This is a genomic window from Enterobacter sp. Lyrl_3, assembly GCF_051948675.1.
Lineage (GTDB): Bacteria > Pseudomonadota > Gammaproteobacteria > Enterobacterales > Enterobacteriaceae > Enterobacter > Enterobacter cloacae.
On the sequence record NZ_JAYJLI010000003.1, the window covers coordinates 80637 to 99944 of the forward strand.

Here is a 19308-nt window from a genome sequence, read left to right on the forward strand (position 1 = left end):
AACAACGGACAACAACTATGAACAACTCATCAGGGAAATACCTTACATGGGCACTGCTTTCCGTTGTGGGAGCTTTTGCCCTGGGCTATATCGCCCTCAACCGGGGGGAACAGATCAATGCGCTCTGGATTGTCGTTGCCTCCGTCTGCATTTATCTGATCGCGTATCGTTTTTATGGTCGCTATATCGCCAAAACGGTGCTGGCGGTTGATGGCACGCGCATGACGCCCGCCGTTCGTCATAACGACGGGCTGGATTACGTTCCGACCGATAAGAAAGTGCTGTTCGGTCACCACTTTGCGGCGATTGCCGGGGCAGGCCCGCTGGTGGGGCCGGTGCTGGCGGCGCAGATGGGCTATCTGCCAGGGATGATCTGGATCCTTGCCGGCGTGGTGCTGGCGGGGGCCGTACAGGACTTTATGGTGCTGTTCGTCTCCACCCGTCGCGACGGCCGTTCGCTTGGCGAGCTGGTGAAAGAGGAGATGGGCGCGACGGCCGGGGTGATTGCGCTGGTGGCGACCTTTATGATCATGGTGATCATCCTTGCGGTGCTGGCGATGATTGTGGTGAAAGCGCTGACCCACAGTCCGTGGGGGACGTACACCGTCGCGTTCACCATTCCGCTGGCCATTTTTATGGGGATCTACATTCGCTACCTGCGTCCGGGACGCATTGGTGAGGTGTCGGTGATTGGTCTGGTGCTGCTGGTGTTCGCCATTATCTCCGGCGGCTGGGTGGCAGAGAGCCCAACCTGGGCACCGTTCTTCGACTTTACCGGCGTACAGCTGACCTGGATGCTGGTGGGGTACGGGTTTGTGGCGGCAGTGCTGCCGGTATGGCTGCTGCTGGCCCCGCGTGATTACCTTTCCACGTTCCTGAAAATTGGCACCATCGTCGGGCTGGCTATCGGTATTTTGATCATGCGCCCGACGCTGACCATGCCAGCGTTAACCAAATTCGTTGATGGTACGGGCCCGGTCTGGACCGGTAACCTGTTCCCGTTCCTGTTTATCACCATCGCCTGTGGTGCGGTGTCTGGCTTCCACGCGCTGATTGCCTCCGGGACCACGCCGAAGATGCTGGCGAATGAAAATCAGGCTTGCCTGATTGGCTACGGCGGCATGCTGATGGAGTCCTTCGTGGCGATCATGGCGCTGGTCTCTGCCTGCATTATCGACCCGGGCGTCTACTTCGCGATGAACAGCCCAATGGCGGTTCTGGCTCCGGCGGGCACCGCCGACGTGGTGGCATCCGCAGCACAGGTGGTAAGCGGCTGGGGCTTTGCCATTACCCCGGATACGTTGACGAGTATCGCCAGTGAAGTGGGCGAGCAGTCGATTATCTCCCGCGCGGGTGGCGCGCCTACGCTGGCGGTGGGCATGGCCTACATTCTTCACGGTGCGCTGGGCGGGCTGATGGATGTCTCGTTCTGGTATCACTTCGCCATTCTCTTTGAAGCGCTGTTTATTCTGACGGCGGTGGATGCGGGGACGCGTGCGGCGCGCTTTATGCTGCAGGATCTGCTGGGCGTGATCTCCCCGAACCTGAAGCGTACCGATTCGCTCCCGGCGAACCTGCTGGCAACGGCCTTGTGCGTGCTGGCGTGGGGGTACTTCCTGCATCAGGGCGTGGTGGATCCGCTTGGCGGTATTAACACGCTGTGGCCGCTGTTCGGTATCGCTAACCAGATGCTGGCAGGGATGGCGCTGATGCTGTGTGCGGTGGTGCTTTTCAAGATGAAGCGCCAGCGTTATGCCTGGGTGGCGCTGCTGCCTACTTCCTGGCTGCTGATTTGTACCCTGACGGCGGGCTGGCAGAAAGCCTTCAGCCCGGACAATAAAGTGGGCTTCCTGGCGATTGCCAATAAGTTCCAGGCGATGATCGACAGCGGTAAAATCCCGGCGCAGTATACGGAATCACAGCTGTCGCAGCTGGTGTTTAACAACCGTCTGGATGCCGGGCTGACCATCTTCTTTATGGTGGTGGTCGTGGTACTGGCGTTGTATTCTCTGAAGACCGCGCTGGCGGCGCTGAAAGAAGACAAGCCGACAGCGAAAGAGACACCGTATGAACCGATGCCTGAGAACCTGGAAGAGATTGTCACCCAGGCCAAAGGGGCGCATTAACCTGTGTGCCGGGTGGCGCTAGCGCTTACCCGGCCTACATTTCTTATCCTCCCTCTCCCTTTGGGAGAGGGCCGGGGTGAGGGAAACAAACGAGAAATGACTTATGTTCGACACCCTTTCCAAAGCAGGTAAATACTTAGGCCAGGCTGCCAAAATGATGATTGGCGTGCCGGACTACGACAACTACGTCGAGCATATGCGCGTCAACCATCCGGACCAGACGCCAATGACCTACGACGAATTTTTCCGCGATCGTCAGGACGCCCGTTACGGCGGCAAGGGCGGGGCGAAGTGCTGTTAACCCTCTTTCGGTAAATAGAGGCTGATCTGTTCCTGTTTACAGCCGTAGATCGCCGCCAGCTTTTCACGGGTGCGCTTTTGCGGACGGGAGTCCAGCGCTTCCAGCTGTGATACGGCAGACTGGCTGATGCCGAGTTTCTCTGCCACCTCCTGCTGGGACATGCCGCGCAGGATGCGCCAGGCGGCCTGCAGGCTGACGTTCTGCCAGGTCATGATGCTGCAAACCTCACCTGGAAGTTCAACGTCATCCAGCTCATCGTGTTCGACTTCAATATCCTCCAGATCGTCGTCGGTTTCGTCGTCGATTTCCGCCATCTGCAGGCACATACGAAAATATTCATCATAGGGAATAACCACGTACTGCGTTTTTCCGTTATCGTCCTTAATTAGCTGAACAGCCATAGGTGGCTTTCTCCTCGTGCAGGTAAGTTGTTGATGTTCTGCGCTTAATGGCCAAAACATAACAATGGTTATCGGGTTCGTCCCGAAGCGTATAGACGATGCGGTAATCGCCAACGCGTAGCCGGTAGTGATCTTCTGTCGCCGATATTTTTTTGATATCGGGCCGGGGAGCCGAGCGGTCATCCAGCTCAACAAGCTTCAACTCAATGCGACGCTGATATCGCTCGTCAATCTTTAAAAATGCCTTCTTTGCCCCATTGGACCAGACAATCTTCATCCGTACCTCCACTGTACGCCCACACAAAGTATAAGGAAATAATAAGACTATTAGATAAATTCCGAATTTCTTATGGGCTACTGTAGAGCGGAGAACAAATGCAGGTAAGCGGAAAAACGCAAACCGTCGAGGCGGTGCGAAAACGCCTCTGCCGGGCGACAGAGGCTTGCAGAAAATGTGCGATCAGGCGTTCAAACCGCCGTCCACATCCAGCCCCGTACCGGAGATCTGTCCGGCGGCCGGGCTGGCGAGGAAGGTGACCGCCGCCGCGATATCTTCCGGTTGCCCGTAATGACCGACGGCAATCATCTGACGCTGGGCTTCTGCCTGTTCGCCGTCCTCCGGGTTCATATCGCTGTTGGTCGGGCCGGGATGCACCAGGTTCACGGTAATACCGCGGGGCCCCAGATCCCGCGCCAGACCGCGCGTGAAAGAGTTAAGCGCGGATTTGGTCATGGAGTAGACGGAGATACCCGGCATCGCCACGCGGTTTGCCAGACAGCTACCGATATTGATAATGCGTCCGCCGTCAGACATGTGTACCAGCGCTTCCTGAGTGGCGATCACCACGCCGCGAATATTGACGTTAATCAGGGCATCGATATCCGCCAGCGTCATGGACTCCAGCGGGCCGCCGCGGGCGATACCGGCGTTATTGACCAGAATGTCCAGCCCGCCGAGGGTGCGCGCCGCATGGGTGACCGCGTCCTGAATAGCCTCTGCACTGGCGCTGTCGGCCTGAACCGCCTCACTGTGCCGCCCCAGCGCGCTTATCTCATCGACCACGGCCTGGGCTTTATCGACGGACTTTTCATACGTGATAACCACATCGGCACCGGCGCGTGCCAGCGACAGCGCGATAGCACGGCCCAATCCCCGGCTGGCACCGGTAACCAGCGCTTTCTTACCTGTTAAATCGATCTGCATGATGACCTCGTTGCGAGAGTGGTGAGAATCATCATTAGGTATAGTCGCTCGGCGCGTTTAACGGCTGAAGGATTCCACTTTCTCGAATGCCGCGCGCAGAACGTCAGGCGTGAGCGCCACGGGCAAATAGTGAATCGACTCCACCGGGCGCAGGGTGTGATTGATGACCTTGTCCAGTTCGTCACGGTTGTTGATATCCACCTCCAGCTCGCGAAGCCGGGTCGGCAGGTTAAAGCGCTGATACGCGGTGACAAGCTGCGCCAACACGTCGTCCTGACCGAGCAGGGCGCTTTGCACCAGAATGCCGTAGGCCACTTTGGTGCCGTGCAGGTATTTTTCCGTCTGCGGCAGGACGGTTAAGCCGTTATGCACCGCATGTGCCGCCGCCACGCGCGTATAACGTTCGCCGAGCCCACCGACCATGCCGCCACCGGCAATAATGGCATCCACCACATCCCTGAATGCCTGCGTTGCTTCGCCGCGCTGCTGGTCAGCCAGCGCGTCCTCGCTGCGTTCCAGCAGCACGTCGCGGATAGCCAGCGCGCCGTTAATCCCCAGACGTACGGTCAGCGGCAGGTGTTCAGGCTGCGGTGCGAGTACAACCGCTTCATACCACTTCGCCAGGGTATCGCCGATACCAGCCAGCAGGTATTCCGCCGGGGCGTTAAGGATGATTTGCGGCTCCACCAGCACCAGGAAGTTGGCATCATCGAAAATTTCAAACTGCAGCGCCTGCCCGGCATCGTTGTACCAGACGGAGAGCGGCGTCCATGCCGCACAGGTAGCGGCGATGGTCGGGATACCCACGAACGGAACGCCCAAACGACGCGCCACGGCTTTGACCGTATCCATCACCGCTCCGCCGCCAACGCCAATCACCACGGCCGCCTCGCTGCCGGATTCATTCACCAGATGGGTGACGTCACGCTCGCTGCAGTGGCCTTTGAACAACAGGTGTTTTGCGCCGGGGGCCGCAAAGCTCTCCGGCAGGTAGGGAAGAGCGCCTTCAAGCGCGCGTTCGCCGTAGATCCACACCGCGCGGGAAAGCTGCTCCGGGGTGAAGAAGTCATGCAGATGCGCAAGGCTTCCGGGATGAGAAAAGTAGTTCGCCGGGCCGGGAACGACGCGGATATCGGTGTTGCTCATGGTGTTGTCCTTTTTTAGCAAGCGCTAACCCGATGTTATGTCTGGACATCCGGATGGCTAATAATATTTGGCTTTATCTTATGCCTTTTCTGTCGTTGTCAGTCAACCGGAGCTGTGAAAAATTCAATAAATCAAACTATTAATGAGGATCCTACGCGGATGGTTTCCAGTCGCCTTGAGATGCGCGGTATCAGCCTGGCCTTTTCCGGCTTTCAGGCACTGTCGCGCGTGGATTTTACCCTGAACGGCGGATCGGTGCATGCATTGACCGGGGCTAACGGCGCGGGGAAATCGACGCTGATGGCGGTGCTGTGTGGAACGCACGATCGCTATGAGGGGGAGATCTGCATTAATAACCAGCCGGTGACGATCCGCGAACCGCTCGATGCCAAACGGCTGGGGATCCACCTTGTGCAGCAGGAAGTGGACGTGGCGCTGGTTCCGGGGCTGAGCATCGCTGAAAACATCATGCTCGACCAGCTGGCGCAGCCGGGACATCGCTACCGCTGGCGTGCTATTCGTCAACAGGCGAAGCAGGCGCTGGCGCAGCTCGACGTTGCGCTGGACGTTCGCCGTTCCATCGACAGCTGTTCGTTGGCTGAAAAACAGCAGATCCTGCTGGCGCGGGCGCTGTCGCATCACTGCCGTTTTTTGATCCTCGATGAACCTACCGCACCGCTGGATGCCCACGACAGTGAACGCCTGTTCGCGGTGGTGCGGCGTTTAAAGCAGCAGGGCATTGGCGTGGTATTTATCTCGCACCGCATTCATGAGCTGAAAGCCATCTGTGACACCTTAACGGTGTTGCGCGATGGCAAGCTGATTGAGACCGGCCCGATGGCGGAGCTCAGCGGCGAAGCGATCGTCGAGAAGATGCTCGGCCACGAACTAAGCGATATCTACCCGCCAGCCCGCCCTGTGCATCGCGACGAGACGCTGCTGCGGGTGGAGGGGCTGCACGACGACGCGTTGCTGAAAGATATCTCCCTGCATCTGCGTAAAGGCGAAATCCTCGGCATTGCCGGGCTGGCGGGCGCAGGCAAAACCGAACTCTGCAAGGCGCTGTTTGGTGCCAGCAAAAGCCGGGTGGAGCGTGGCGAGCTCAATCATCAGCCCTGGAAACCGCGCGATCCGGCCGATTCTGTGCTGCGCGGGCTGGCGCTGGTACCGGAGGAGCGACGCAAGGAGGGGATTTTCATCGACGAGCCGGTGAGCATGAACCTGGCCGTGACGGCAGATAACAGCTTTTCGCGCTGGAGTCTCTTTGGCCATCGTCAGGCGTGGCGCTGGGCGGAAGAGGTGATTGCCCGCGTCGGCGTGCGAACACGCGGGCCGGGGCAGGTTTTACGTCGGCTTTCTGGCGGTAACCAGCAGAAGGTTGCCATTGGCAAATGGCTGCGCAATGACGCCAGCGTGCTGATATTCGACGAGCCGACCAAGGGCGTTGACGTCAAAGCGAAGACCGATCTGTTTCAACTGATTGACGGCCTGGCCCGCGAGGGCAAAGGGGTGATTTACGCTTCGGGCGAGTTTGCCGAGCTGGTGGGGCTGTGCGATCGCATCTGCGTGCTCTGGGACGGACGCATCGTGGCGGAAATCCCCGGGGCCGAGGCGCGGGAAGAGACACTACTTTATTATTCAACCGGAGGAACGGCGTCGTGAGCAAAGCCCTTTCAGTGACCGCGGCGGCGCCTGGCCGTCAACAGATTTTCGATTTTCTCTACCGGTGGGGCATGTTACTCACCGTGGTGGCGCTGGTGGTGGTTTTTGGCCTGGCGTCGGACAGCTTCCTCGACCCGAACAACATCATCAACATTCTGCGCTCGATCGCCATCGTCACGGTGATCGCCATCGGCGTGTCGATTTCGCTGACCGTTGGCGGGTTCGATCTCTCCGTTGGCTCCACGGCGTCGCTGGCGAATGCGCTGGTGATTTCGCTCTTCGTCTGGCACGGCTTCGGCACCACCGAGTCGATCCTGATCACCCTCGCGCTCTGTACCCTGGTCGGGCTGTTTAACGCCTTTCTGATCGTCATTCTGCGTATTCCGGACATGCTCGCGACGCTTGCCAGCCTGTTCGTGATACAGGGCGTGGCGATGACCTACAGCTACGGCGGGTCAATTACCGAGAACATGGTGCTGCCGAGCGGTGAAATGGCGGAAGGAACCATTCCGGCGGCGTTCGGCCTGCTGGGGCAGGTGCCGACCATCGTCATCATCATGCTGGCGGTGACCCTGCTGGCACAGCTGGGATTGTCACTGACCACCCACGGCCGGCGCATGTATGCCATCGGCGGCAACCCGGAGGCGGCGCGCCTTTCAGGCATTCGCACCACGCGTTACAAGGTCGCGGCCTACGTGCTTGCCTCGTTGCTGGCCGGACTGGGTGGGATTTTGCTGGCCTCGCGCATTGGGTCGTCGCAGGTGAATGCGGGTGGCGGGTATCTGATGGACGCGGTGGCGGCAGCGTGGATCGGCTTTTCGCTGGCCGGGTCAGGCAAGCCGAACGCGCTGGGAACGCTGGTGGGGGCGGTCATTCTGGGCGTGCTGTCGAACGGGCTGGTGATGCTCTCCGTACCGTATTACGCCATGGACATTATAAAAGGGCTGGTGCTTGCCGTGGCGCTGGCGATTACTTACATACAAAAACGCTGACAACACAACGGGATAAAAAATGAAAAAGATTGCACTCTCTTTGGTGGCTCTTGGGTTACTCACCTCTCTGCCGGGCTTTGCGGCTACGCCTGCACCGGTTCCGGCGGCCATTGCCAACCACGACGGCCCCATTCGCATTGCGGTGATCCGCAACCTTGGCTCGGATGACAACACCACGCAGTTTGTCGCCGGGGCGATTCAGGAAGGGAAAAAACTTGGCTTTAAGGTCAGCACCTTTTTAAGCAACGGTGACGACGCAAAATTCCAGGACTTTGTGAATCAGGCGATCAGCCAGAAATATGACGGGATTATTCTCTCTCAGGGGCGTGATCCGTATGCGACCGCGCTGGTGAAGAAGGCGGTGGATGCCGGGATTAAGGTTTCGGTGTTTGATACCGCCGTCAACGGCGAGATCCCAGGCGTGACGGTCACCCAGCAGGACGATGCCTCCCTGACGAATCTCTCCTTCGGCCAGCTGGCGAAAGATTTCAACGGCAAGGCCAATATCGTCAAGCTGTGGGTCGCCGGTTTCCCGCCGATGGAGCGTCGTCAGGCGGCGTATAAGGAACTGCAGAAACAGTACCCGAATATCAAAGAGCTGGAGTCTATTGGCGCGGTGTCGTCGGACGTACAGGGCGATACCGCCAACAAGGTCGGCGCAATTCTGGCGAAATACCCGAAAGGTAAAATCGACGCTATCTGGGGCACCTGGGACGCCTTCAGCCAGGGGGCGTATAAAGCCCTGAAGGAGAATGGCCGCACTGAAATTAAGCTCTACAGCATCGACATATCCAACCAGGATTTACAGCTGATGCGCGAGCCGAGAAGCCCGTGGGCAGTGAGCGTGGCGGTGGATCCGAAGCTGATTGGGGCAACTAACGTGCGTCTGATCGCCAACAAGATTGCCGGGGAGCCGACGCCTGCAACCTATGATTTTAAAGCAGCGGCGATCCCGCAGGCGCTGCTGACCGCCCAGCCGGGTGCGGTGAATGTGGCGTCGCTGGGGAAAATCATTCCGGGCTGGGGACAGACCGAAGACTTTATTGCGCCGTGGTTTGCGACGCTGGAAGCGAAGTCAAAATAGTGCCCGGTGGCGCTGCGCTTACCGGGCCTACGGTGTGGTAGGCCGGGTAAGGCGCAGCCGCCACCCGGCGAAAGGAGCTAAAGGTGACAACATTACCCACCCCTGAATACAGCCGCAATATGCGGCTGATTGGCCATAGCGACCAGGGCGGTCGCCCGGACGGCGTACAGCTGATGGTGCACCGCGGTTATGCGTATATTGGCCATATGGTGTCGCAGGGCTTTTCGATTGTTGACGTGCGCGACCCGAAAAACCCGAAAGCGGCGGGTTATGTACCTGCGCCGCCCGGCACCTGGAATGTGCATTTGCAGGCACACGACGATTTGCTACTGGTGATTAACGCCCGGGATCTGTTTGCCGATGCCCGCTTCGCCGATGAAAAGGTCTACTACACCCGTCAGGTGGGGGAGACCGTCAGCGACGTGCAGGACAAAGGCTGGAGCGCCGGGCTGCGCGTATTTGATATCTCCACGCCGGACAGGCCGCGTGAAATCGGCTTTCTGTCGTTAAATGGCATTGGTATCCACCGCATCTGGTACGTCGGCGGTCGCTGGGCCTATGTGTCGGCGCTGATCGACGGCTTTACCGACTATATCTTCCTGACCATCGACCTGGCCGATCCGCGTAAGCCCGAAGTGGCAGGGCGCTGGTGGCTGCCGGGGATGAACCAGGCCGCAGGTGAACGGCCAGAGTGGCCGGAAGGCAAACGCTACGCGCTGCATCATGCCATTATTGCCGGGGATACGGCATACGGCAGCTGGCGTGACGGTGGTTTAACGCTGCTGGATGTCAAAGATCGCACTCAGCCGAAGCTGATTAGCCACCGCAACTGGAGCCCGCCGTTTGGTGGCGGGACGCATACCGCGCTGCCGCTGCCGGACCGCGATCTGCTGGTGGTGCTCGACGAAGCGGTGCTCGACAACCAGGAGGACGGCGAGAAGTTCATCTGGCTGTTTGATATCCGCGAGCCGTCGAACCCGGTAAGTATCTCCACCTTCCCGCAGCCGGATGAAAGAGACTACGTGGCGAAAGGCGCGCATTTCGGCCCGCATAATCTGCATGAGAACCGGCCGGGAAGCTTTGTCAGCTCCACGCTGATCTTCGCCACCTTTCAGAATGCAGGGGTGCGTGCGTATGACATTTCGAATCCCTACCGCCCGGTGGAAACGGGGGCGCTGGTACCTGCTGCACCTGAAAGGATGATGGATACACGCCCGAATCGCCCGCAGGTGATCCAGTCGTGTGATGTTTTTGTGGATGCGCAGGGAATTATTTACAGCACGGATTATAACGGCGGGTTGTCGGTGATTGAATATTTGGGCTGAAGGGGAAAGGGGGGCTGAAATATATTTATAAGGTGAATGCTTATATTTATAGATTCTTAAAATAAACGCGCCGACTTTATCTTTAAGTCCTGATACGTACTATGGCTCTTTTTTATTCAAGGATGAATTTAATGAGCCTGAAAAAATGTGCAGCCTGGTTGCAAATAGCACTGCAACTCCTTCCGCCGTCGTTATTTTCGCTGGGCGCGACGCCCGTCGCCGCGCAGGATAAGGTAGCCGAGCCGCAAACCACCGAGCGGGTAGTGGCACAAACCGCCGTGCAGGCGGGGTCACTGCTGGAGAGCGGCAGTGGCCGTTCTGTCGCCAGCGCAATTACGTCCCAGGCAACAAATACCGCCACGCAGGAAATTGAGTACTGGTTAAATCAATTTGGTACCACGCGTCTGAATATCGGTACTGATGAGCATTTTTCCATTCAGGACGCGGAGTTAGATCTGCTTATCCCTTTATACGAGCAAAAAACGTCGCTGGTGTTCACCCAATTGGGGGGACGTCGTCACGACGACAGAAATATCGTTAATGTCGGGTTTGGCTACCGTGAATTTAATACCGCATGGATGTGGGGCGTGAATACCTTTTACGATCGCCAGGTTTCGGCGAATCAGCATCAGCGCCTTGGTGTTGGAGCCGAGCTAGGCTGGGACTATCTGCGTCTTTCAGCCAACGGCTACTACCGTTTAAGCGACTGGATGTCTTCGTCCCGGTATCGCGATTATGACGAGCGCGTGGCGAACGGCTTTGACCTGCGTGCAACCGGGTATCTCCCCGCGTATCCGCAGCTTGGGGCGAACCTCGTCTACGAACAATACTATGGTCAGCACGTCGGGCTTTTCGGTGATGATGAGGACGATCGTCAGAAAGATCCTTACGCCGTAACCGTTGGACTGAGCTACACACCCGTTCCGCTGGTTACCCTGGGTGTAAACCAAAAAATGGGTAAGGGCGAGGCATCGGATACGCAGTTTAACCTTGCGGTCAACTGGGCGCCGGGCGTGCCGCTGCGCACGCAGCTTGATGCGGACCAGGTGGGGGCACGCCGTACGCTGCTGGGGTCACGTCAGGAGCTGGTCGATCGTAATAACAATATTGTCCTGGATTACCGTAAGCAGGAGCTGATTTCGCTCGCACTGCCAGAAAACATTGCCGGGAATGAAAATGCCCGCCAGACCGTAACCGCGAAGGTTAAAACGAAATACGGGCTCGAACGCATCGACTGGCAGGGTGACAATTTGATACGTAACGGCGGCAAAATCACACCGGGTGCCGATCCGGCCCAGGTGGTAATTACGCTTCCAGCCTGGAAAAATGGCGGTTCCAACGCGTATACGTTAACCGCAACGGCCTGGGATAAGCACGGTAACGCTTCTGATACCGCGCGGATGACGGTGAACGTAAACGGCATGGACGTGACCACGCTGCAGCCCAGCCTGACGGCGTCTCCGTCCCGCTTACCGGCGGATGGCACCAGTCAGTCGGTATTAACATTGGCGCTAAAAACCGCATCCGGCGAGGCTGCAACCGGGTTATCGGAGCGTCTTGGCGCATCGATCACCCTGAAAAATGCCGTTACAGGCACCGCGGCGCCTGTCGCACCGCAAATAAGCGCGTTTCGCGAAACGAGCAGCGGCGTATACAGCGCAACGCTTATCAGCGGAACCGCGCCTGCCACCCTCACCATTCAGACGTTCATCGACGGCAATATTAAGCTTGCTACCGCCTCTGTGACTGAAGAGGCGGTGTCCGAGGTTGTGGAACTTGCATCACTCAGTCCGTCGACCGTAAGCGCACCGGCAGACGGCGTAACGCCAATTGTCGTAGTGGCAAGCGTTGTCGATCGGTCCGGCAATCCCGTTTCGGGGCAAGAGGTGAAATGGACAGCGGATAACGCTGCGGTTCAGCTGTCTGCTGAACGCACCCTCACCAATGAACAAGGGCAGGCCAGCATTCAGCTCATTAGCCGTGACGTGGTTTCGACGACAGTGAGTGCGCAACTGGCGGACGGTAACCCGCTCTCTACCCCGACGCTAAAATTTGTTGCGGACAGCGCCAGCGCACAGGTGAGATCGGTCAATGTCGATAAAACCCGCATTGTTGCCAATAACAGCGACAGCGTAACGTATACCGCGCAGGTCGCAGATAACAGCAATCATCCGCTTGAAGGCGTGACGGTTAACTGGACGGTGAAGCGGGAAGATGGCACGACCGCAGGAAGCAAAACCTCGGTTACCGACGCTGCCGGAAACGCAACGCTGTCGCTGTCGTCAGCAAAAACGGGCGTTGCCTGGGTTTATGCTGATGTAAATCAGCAGAATGCGGTGAAAGCGGAAGCCGTAACGTTTGTCGCAGACACCAGCACGCAGCGTATCGCCGCCGTAGTGGCCGATAAGCAACAGGCCGTGGCCAACGGCAGCGACAGTATTACCTGGACGGCGCAGGTGCGCGATCTGCAGGGTAACGCCATTTCGGGCGTAGAGGTTAACTGGTCGGCAGATAACCCAGACGTTAAGCTCGCCGCCAGCAGTACGCGGACGGATGCGCAGGGCAATGTCTCGCTGGTGGTTACCTCGCTGAAATCAGGCAGCGTTGTCATCACGGCTCAGACCGCTGAAAGCGCACCCGTTCGTGCTGACAGCGCAACCTTTACGGCCGATCTCACGACTGCAAAAATGACGGAGATGGCCGCCGACAGTCTGACGGCGGTGGCCAATGGCACCGACGGTATCACCGTGCGCACTACCGTTGTGGATGCCAATGATAACCCGGTTGACGGAGCGAAGGTTGGCTGGGCGGTGAGCCCTTCCGGCGCGACGTTGTCCGATACGAGCAGCGTGACGAATGCATCGGGTGAGGCGAGCGTGACCTTACGTTCTGAAACCGCGGGGGAATATTCTCTTCAGGCCACGTTCGGCAGTAACACGTTACGCGTGACAAAACTGACCTTCACCGGTGACACCACCACGGCAAAGCTGGCTACCCTCACGGCGGATAAAACGACCGGCATTGTGGCTGACAGCGATACCGTACTGTTAACCGCAACCGTGGTGGACAGCCATCAGAACCCTGTACCAGGCGTTGCCGTTAACTGGAGCAGCAGTAATGCGGCTGATGTGACCCTGACGCCCGTTTCAGCAATGACCAATGCGCAAGGGCAGGCTGAAACGCGCTTCTCATCGCGCAAAGCGGGCAACATGACGGTTACCGCGACGGTGAATGGTAGCGATCAGACGCTTACTCTCTCCGTGACCGGTAATCCGGCGACAGCGCAATTTACGAGCCTGAGTGCGGATAAAAAAGAGGCGGTGGCTGACGGGAACGCGACCATACGCTGGACCGCCACCGTCGAAGACGCCAACCATAACCCGCTTAGCGGTGTGGATGTGGCGTGGCGTGTAGATAACAGCAGCGTGAAACTTGCCAGCGCCAGCACAAAAACCAACGAAGCGGGTCAGGCGGTTGTAACGGCGTCAACGACAACGGCCGGAACGGCAACGGTTAGCGCAACAGTTGTCGGTTCAACGGCGGCGATAAACGCGGAGCCGGTAACATTTATTGGCGATGCGACCACCGCCAGGGTTGAGAGCCTCAAGGCCAGTTCTGACCACGCGGTAGTCAACACCGACCGCATTACTTACACCGCAGTGGTGAAAGACGTAAACGGTAATGCCGTCAAAAATGCGACGGTCAACTGGAACACCACGCTTAATACCCTTTCAGCGCAAACCAGTGTGACCAATGGCAGCGGCGTGGCGACCGTGAAGCTGAGTGGCCCGGATACCGGTACGGCAAAGGTGAGTGCAGAGAGTAATAACACCACTAAAACCGATCAAACGGTTGTGTTTATTGCCAGCTATTCAGCCATGTGGAGCGTCACCGGTTCGACAAGCGCATTCAGTACGGGCGCAATATTTGGCTTCCCTTCGCTTGGGTTTGTGGCAACGGGAAGTACGCAGGGGCCGACGTCCCTGGTATGGACCGCAGAAGGTTACAGTACGCTTGTCGTGCCGATGAAGGACGAACAAGGCAATACCCGGGACGTGAAGATTCGCGCGCAGCGCAGATCGGATTGCTCCACCCGTCCGTTCAATGTGGCGGTTCTGTGTAGCAGTTGGGAAACCACAGGCTATAGCGCCAGCCTTAAGTATGTTGAGGCCGATAACCCGGATCTCCCGAGCGGGGTTTACCGGGGGAATATCAAGTTTGCCGGTAAAGACTGGCATTCGTCGTGGTCTCTCGATTACACCGTGACCACCACGCTCACCAAAAACTGATGCAAAAACCTCCCGAAAGGGAGGTTTTTTTAACTGTACTGGCGCACTCTTGCCACCAGCTCTTCCACGCTGTCGATGCGATCGGCAATCACAATCAGCGCTTTACCCAGCGTGATGGCGTGGCGCAGACATTCGTGACGCATCGCGTCGTCCTGAATGGTATCGATGTCCGCGACGTGAGACAGCCCCACACTGCGGCGAATCAGCTCCGTTCCGCAGAAACCAATGGTATCTCGCCAGACCTTTTTCAAAAATTCAGAGGCATAGCCCGGCGCACTCAGCGCGGCATCCCGGGTTTTCTCGTGCGCCAGCGCCTGGAAGCGCTCCGCAAAGGTATTCCATAACGCCTGAATGTCGATCAGACGCTGTTCCCGGGCGGCAGCGGCATCGCGGATGCCTAAATGCCCCGGCAGGCCACAGAAGTTCAGCAGCAGGTTGCCGATGGCGGTGCCCACGTCAAACCCAATCGGGCCAAAGTAACCGAATTCGGCGTCGATCGCTTTCAGGCTACCCTCGGCCACGAAAATCGATCCGCTGTGGATATCCCCGTGCAATAGCGCTTCGGCGTGGGAGAAGAAGCGATGCTTCAGGGAGGCCACGGCAATTTTCAACTGGGTGTCATCGCGCAGGGCGGCGACATCGTTTTCCAGCTCAGCCGGATAGTTGTTGCGCTCGTGGATCTGGTACGGATCGTTAAAGAACAGATCTTCAGTGATCTCGCACATCTCCGGGTTAATGAACTGGGCAACCTGCGCTTTTTTCTGGTGCGGGTGCAGGTAAAAATCGCTGGTGTGGAACAGCGTGTGCGCCAGATACTCTCCCAGTTGACGCGCAGCCTGCGGGTAGGCGTTATTCTTAATCAGCTCCCCGCGCCAGATGCGATGGTCGGAGAGATCTTCCATCACCATGACCGCCAGTTCCGGGTCAAAATGATGAATTTTCACGGTATGCTGCGGGCTGTGCTTGTAATGCTCCACCAGCGTTTGCGCCTCAAGACGGGCGCGGTCCAGCGTCAGCGGCCAGGACTCACCGACGCAGCGAACGTATGGCAGCGCCTGTTTTACGATGATGCGGCTCACGCCCTGAGCATCGAAAATTTTGAAGACCAGATTGAGGTTGCCGTCGCCCACTTCCTGCGCCTCTACCAGTGATGATGGATTATCAAGGCCGCCAAACTGCCTGGCATACTCCACGGCGTCCTGGGCGGTAAAGGTACGGTATTGCGACATTGCCTGCTCCTCACTGATTTGCGAATAAAGACATTTAGACGTCTATACATCTGGATTTCATCCTGACACAATGTGCTACAACAACGCAACAGGGAATTAACGACATGCAGACATTACAGACGACCAGCCTGCGGGTGGCGGATAATCAGCTCTTTATTCTCGACCAACAGGCCCTTCCGCAGGAGAAACGCTGGCTTGACGCCTCAACGGTCGAGGCGCTGGTGGGGCATATTCACGCCCTTAGGGTGCGCGGTGCGCCGCTGATTGGTCTCTCTGCAAGTCTGCTGCTGGCGCTGCTGGCGGAAAAGGGGAAAAGCCGCGACGAGCTGGCGCTGGCGCTGGAAACGCTGCGCGCTGCACGCCCAACGGCGGTCAACCTGATGAACAATCTCGACCGCATGAAGCAGGCGCTCTGGCAGGAAGATTTCGTTCCGGCGCTGGTGACGGAAGCTCTGCGACTGATTGACGAAGACAGGCAGCTTTGTGACGCCATTGCGACAGCGGGCAGCGCGCTGGTGAAGCCCGGTAGCCGCCTGCTGACCCACTGTAACACTGGCGGTCTGGCGACTGCAGGCGTCGGCACTGCGCTGGGTGTTATTGCTCGCGCACATCAGGAGGGCAACGTCAGCAACGTCTGGGTGGATGAAACCCGTCCGCTGCTGCAGGGCGGCAGGCTGACCGCGTGGGAGCTCGGCGAGCTGGGCGTGCCGTATCAGCTGATTACCGACTCCATGGCCGCCAGCCTGATGGCAAAAGGGGAGGTGGATGCCGTGTGGGTGGGGGCAGATCGTATTGCCGCCAACGGCGATGTGGCGAACAAAATCGGTACCTATTCCCTGGCGGTGCTGGCGAAATTTCACGGCATTCCGTTCTATGTCGCCGCCCCGCAAACCACCCTCGACCCGGCGTGCCCGAACGGTGAGGCGATCCCGATTGAGCAGCGCGCGGCCAGTGAAGTAACGGGCGTGGCGGGAAGCTTCGGCGCGGTACAGTGGGCACCGGAAAATGCGCAGGTTTACAACCCGGCGTTTGACGTCACCCCAGCCTCGCTGATTAGCGGCTGGGTACTGGATACGGGCGTGGTCACGCCGGAAGCGGTAGCAAAGGGGAAATTCGCCTGAGTCCGGCTATCCTTGTAAGGGGTTCCCCTGAGAGGACAACATCGTGACGCTCGATCCCGAAACAGACTTAAAACTGGAACGCGTGGTGGATGCACCGCGCGACCTGCTGTGGCTCTGCTGGACGACGCCAGAGCACATCAAAAACTTCTTTATTCCTGCCCCCCATAAAGTGACCGAATGCGACCTCGACCTGCGCGTGGGTGGACGGTTCAATACCGTTTTCGACGTGGACGGGCAAAAAATGGACAATAAAGGTGTTTTCCTGGAAATCGATCCCGGTAAAAAGCTGGTCTTTACCGACGGCTATACCGAAGGGTGGAAACCAGCCGAAAAGCCGTTTATGACGGCGATTTTGTTGCTGGAAGATCTTGGGGAGGGCAAAACCCGCTATACGGCGATTGCGCGCCATCCCACGAAAGAAATCCGTGAGCAGCATGAACAGATGGGCTTCCATGAAGGCTGGGGGATCGTGCTGGATCAGCTGGTGGGGTATGTGAAGGGATTGAAGCATTGAAGATAAAGCGGCCTGATGCCCTCACCCCAGCCCTCTCCCAAAGGGAGAGGGAGCAATTTTCATCTATGCCAGACGCGGATACGCATCCGCAATCGCATCACCGGTAAACTGCGCCACCCAGCCCTCCGGATTATCGAATATACGGATGGCCGTAAAGTTTGGCTCTGAGCCCATATCAAACCAGTGCGGTGTGCCTGCTGGCACCGAAATCAGGTCGTTTTTCTCGCACAGCACCTGATACACCTCATCGTCAATGTGCAGGCAGAACAATCCCGCGCCTTCCACGAAAAAGCGCACTTCATCTTCGCCGTGGGTGTGCTCGTTGAGGAATTTGGCGCGCAGCGCTTCTTTTTGCGGGTTGTCGGCGCGCAGGCTGATCACATCCCAGCTCTGATAGCCTTTCTCCGCGACCAGCTTGTCGATGGCATGCTGGTAAGCGTCAATGACCACTTCTGGGGCAGGGTCGCGACCTAAATCACGGTCAGCCGCCCAGCGTTCAAAACGCACGCCTTTGGCGTTGAGCTGTTGGGCGATCTCGGCGGCGTCGGTGCTGTGCCACAGGTGCTTACTGGCGTCTTTATCGGAATAAATGGTTAATGCGCTCATGAAGGGATCTGCTCCGGGTTAATCTCGTCGAACTGGTGAACCTGATGATGGTGGCTTGCACCGTCATCATCACCGCGAATCAGCTGCAGGGTGCGAAAACCGGCCTGTTCAGCGGCGTCCAGCTCCTGATGGATATCCGACAGAAACAGGATCTGCGACGGGGCGATGCCCGTCTGCGCCGCAATATTCTGATAAGACTGCACCTCACGCTTGGCACCAATATGGGTATCAAAGTAGCCGCTGAACAGATGAGTAATATCACCTTCATCGCTGTAGCCAAATAACAGTTTCTGCGCAGCGACGGAGCCAGAGGAATAAACATAGAGATCAATGCCTTGCGCTTTCCATTTTTCCAGCGCGGGCAGCACGTCCGGGTAGAGATGGCCGGTAAAGTCGCCGTTGACGTAACCGTCGTGCCAGATAATTCCCTGCAGGGCCTTCAGCGCCGTCGATTTACGGTCTTCATCCATAAAGGTGAAGAGGGTATCGATAAGATCGCTGACGCTGGCGTGCGGAGCGTCGATTTCATCGCGCAGGTTGTCCAGAATCGATTTGACCGGCTCTGCGTACTGCTGGGCGGTGACGAAGGCCGCCAGACGCTCACGCGCATAAGGGAACAAAACATCATGGACAAAACGGATATCGCTGGTGGTTCCCTCAATATCCGTCACAATCGCGCGAATCATATCTTCTCCAGTTGTCGTAAACGCATTTCGCATTCAAATAAGAATTCTAATCCTTCCAGATGACGGCGGGCTTCGGCCACATCACGTCCCCAGCAGGTTAAGCCATGGCCGCGCAGAAGAAAACCATAATTAAGCGGGCGCTCCTGCGCGTAATGGGCGATTCGCGAAGCGAGGGCGTCTATATCCTGGTCGTTATCGAATACCGGAATGGCAACCGTAGCCAGATGCGTGGTCTGCCCGGTGAGGGATTTTTGCATTTCAAAGCCGCTGATGTGCAACTCCGCCTCTTTCACCAGCCGCGAGAGCACCGTGGCGTTCACCGTGTGGACGTGCAGTACGGCGTTGGCCTCCGGGAACAGGCGATAGATAAGCGTGTGTAACCCGGTTTCGGCCGAAGGTTTACGGCCAGAGGGGGCGCGATTGGTGGCGATCTCCACCTGCAGAAAATCATCCGGCGTGAGGCTGCCTTTGTCTTTGCCGGATTCACTGAGCCAGCACAGGTTTTCATCCTGACGTACCGACATGTTACCGCCGGTGGCGGGGGCCCAGCCTTTGGCGCCAATCCAGCGGCAGGCTTCGACCAGTTGCGTGAGTTGCAGGTTGTCTGTCATTTCCTTTTACC

The 19308-nt window shown here is 57.9% G+C and carries 17 protein-coding genes; 9 read left to right on the forward strand and 8 right to left on the reverse strand.

The features are described 5' to 3' along the window. Window positions 1-17 precede the first annotated feature (17 nt). Both cstA and VF709_RS08115 read left to right on the forward strand, forming a co-directional pair. Window positions 18-2126 carry a pyruvate/proton symporter CstA gene (cstA, locus tag VF709_RS08110; protein ID WP_440231245.1) on the forward strand — a complete coding sequence of 703 codons (2109 nt, stop codon included), beginning with the start codon at window positions 18-20 and terminating at the stop codon, window positions 2124-2126. 103 nt (window positions 2127-2229) lie between these two features. After that, window positions 2230-2427: a YbdD/YjiX family protein gene (locus VF709_RS08115; protein WP_013097627.1), complete on the forward strand. Its 198-nt coding sequence runs from the start codon at window positions 2230-2232 to the stop codon at window positions 2425-2427. Here VF709_RS08115 and VF709_RS08120 read toward each other — a convergent pair. From VF709_RS08120 to VF709_RS08135, 4 genes are all read right to left on the reverse strand, one after another. Further along, window positions 2424-2828, reverse strand: coding sequence for a helix-turn-helix domain-containing protein (locus tag VF709_RS08120; RefSeq protein ID WP_023621328.1), 405 nt, complete (start codon window positions 2826-2828; stop codon window positions 2424-2426). The two genes, VF709_RS08115 and VF709_RS08120, sit on opposite strands and share 4 nt — an antisense overlap. Next, the gene (locus tag VF709_RS08125; protein ID WP_139937085.1) at window positions 2809-3105 is read right to left on the reverse strand and encodes a type II toxin-antitoxin system RelE family toxin; all 297 of its coding nucleotides are present in this window, start codon (window positions 3103-3105) and stop codon (window positions 2809-2811) included. Before VF709_RS08125 ends, VF709_RS08120 begins: the two co-directional genes overlap by 20 nt. Window positions 3106-3288: 183 nt before the next feature. Further along, a complete protein-coding gene (locus tag VF709_RS08130; protein WP_013097624.1) occupies window positions 3289-4032 on the reverse strand; it encodes an SDR family NAD(P)-dependent oxidoreductase in 744 nt (247 codons plus the stop codon). A 57-nt stretch (window positions 4033-4089) separates the two neighbouring features. Then, window positions 4090-5178 carry an oxidoreductase gene (locus VF709_RS08135; protein WP_038981009.1) on the reverse strand — a complete coding sequence of 363 codons (1089 nt, stop codon included), beginning with the start codon at window positions 5176-5178 and terminating at the stop codon, window positions 4090-4092. Between the two features lie 159 nt (window positions 5179-5337). On the opposite strand from VF709_RS08135, the gene VF709_RS08140 reads away from it, so the two are divergent. The 5 genes from VF709_RS08140 (at window position 5338) to VF709_RS08160 (ending at window position 14530) form a co-directional block, all read left to right on the forward strand. Then, window positions 5338-6840 carry a sugar ABC transporter ATP-binding protein gene (locus VF709_RS08140; protein ID WP_057072254.1) on the forward strand — a complete coding sequence of 501 codons (1503 nt, stop codon included), beginning with the start codon at window positions 5338-5340 and terminating at the stop codon, window positions 6838-6840. Beyond that, complete coding sequence (locus VF709_RS08145) at window positions 6837-7832, forward strand: ABC transporter permease (RefSeq protein WP_139937084.1); 996 nt, start codon at window positions 6837-6839, stop codon at window positions 7830-7832. The genes VF709_RS08140 and VF709_RS08145 overlap by 4 nt, the downstream gene beginning before the upstream one ends. 19 nt (window positions 7833-7851) lie before the next feature. After that, window positions 7852-8916 carry a sugar ABC transporter substrate-binding protein gene (locus VF709_RS08150; RefSeq protein WP_139937083.1) on the forward strand — a complete coding sequence of 355 codons (1065 nt, stop codon included), beginning with the start codon at window positions 7852-7854 and terminating at the stop codon, window positions 8914-8916. 83 nt (window positions 8917-8999) lie between these two features. Next, window positions 9000-10241: an LVIVD repeat-containing protein gene (locus VF709_RS08155; protein WP_028028043.1), complete on the forward strand. Its 1242-nt coding sequence runs from the start codon at window positions 9000-9002 to the stop codon at window positions 10239-10241. 131 nt (window positions 10242-10372) lie between these two features. Beyond that, entirely contained in the window at window positions 10373-14530 is a 4158-nt protein-coding gene (locus VF709_RS08160) for an Ig-like domain-containing protein (protein ID WP_193144466.1), read from the forward strand. A 29-nt stretch (window positions 14531-14559) separates the two neighbouring features. Here VF709_RS08160 and mtnK read toward each other — a convergent pair whose 3' ends face one another. Then, complete coding sequence (gene mtnK / locus VF709_RS08165; protein WP_057072251.1) at window positions 14560-15759, reverse strand: S-methyl-5-thioribose kinase; 1200 nt, start codon at window positions 15757-15759, stop codon at window positions 14560-14562. Between the two features lie 104 nt (window positions 15760-15863). Here mtnK and mtnA point away from each other — a divergent pair, with 104 nt between their 5' ends. Further along, a complete protein-coding gene (mtnA, locus tag VF709_RS08170) occupies window positions 15864-16880 on the forward strand; it encodes an S-methyl-5-thioribose-1-phosphate isomerase (RefSeq protein ID WP_038418891.1) in 1017 nt (338 codons plus the stop codon). A gap of 43 nt (window positions 16881-16923) precedes the next feature. Beyond that, window positions 16924-17394, forward strand: a complete 471-nt coding sequence (locus VF709_RS08175; protein WP_020685647.1) for an SRPBCC family protein — start codon at window positions 16924-16926, stop codon at window positions 17392-17394. Window positions 17395-17457: 63 nt separating this feature from the next. Here the strand turns inward: VF709_RS08175 and VF709_RS08180 are convergent, their stop codons facing one another. From VF709_RS08180 to VF709_RS08190, 3 genes are read right to left on the reverse strand one after another with little or no spacing between them, the layout of a single operon-like run. Further along, entirely contained in the window at window positions 17458-18000 is a 543-nt protein-coding gene (locus VF709_RS08180; RefSeq protein WP_029882124.1) for a 1,2-dihydroxy-3-keto-5-methylthiopentene dioxygenase, read from the reverse strand. Then, window positions 17997-18686, reverse strand: a complete 690-nt coding sequence (mtnC, locus tag VF709_RS08185) for an acireductone synthase (protein WP_038980999.1) — start codon at window positions 18684-18686, stop codon at window positions 17997-17999. Before mtnC ends, VF709_RS08180 begins: the two co-directional genes overlap by 4 nt. Next, window positions 18683-19297 (reverse strand): methylthioribulose 1-phosphate dehydratase, encoded by a 615-nt coding sequence (locus VF709_RS08190; RefSeq protein ID WP_013097612.1) that lies wholly within the window; start codon window positions 19295-19297, stop codon window positions 18683-18685. Before VF709_RS08190 ends, mtnC begins: the two co-directional genes overlap by 4 nt. Between the last annotated feature and the right edge of the window lie 11 nt (window positions 19298-19308).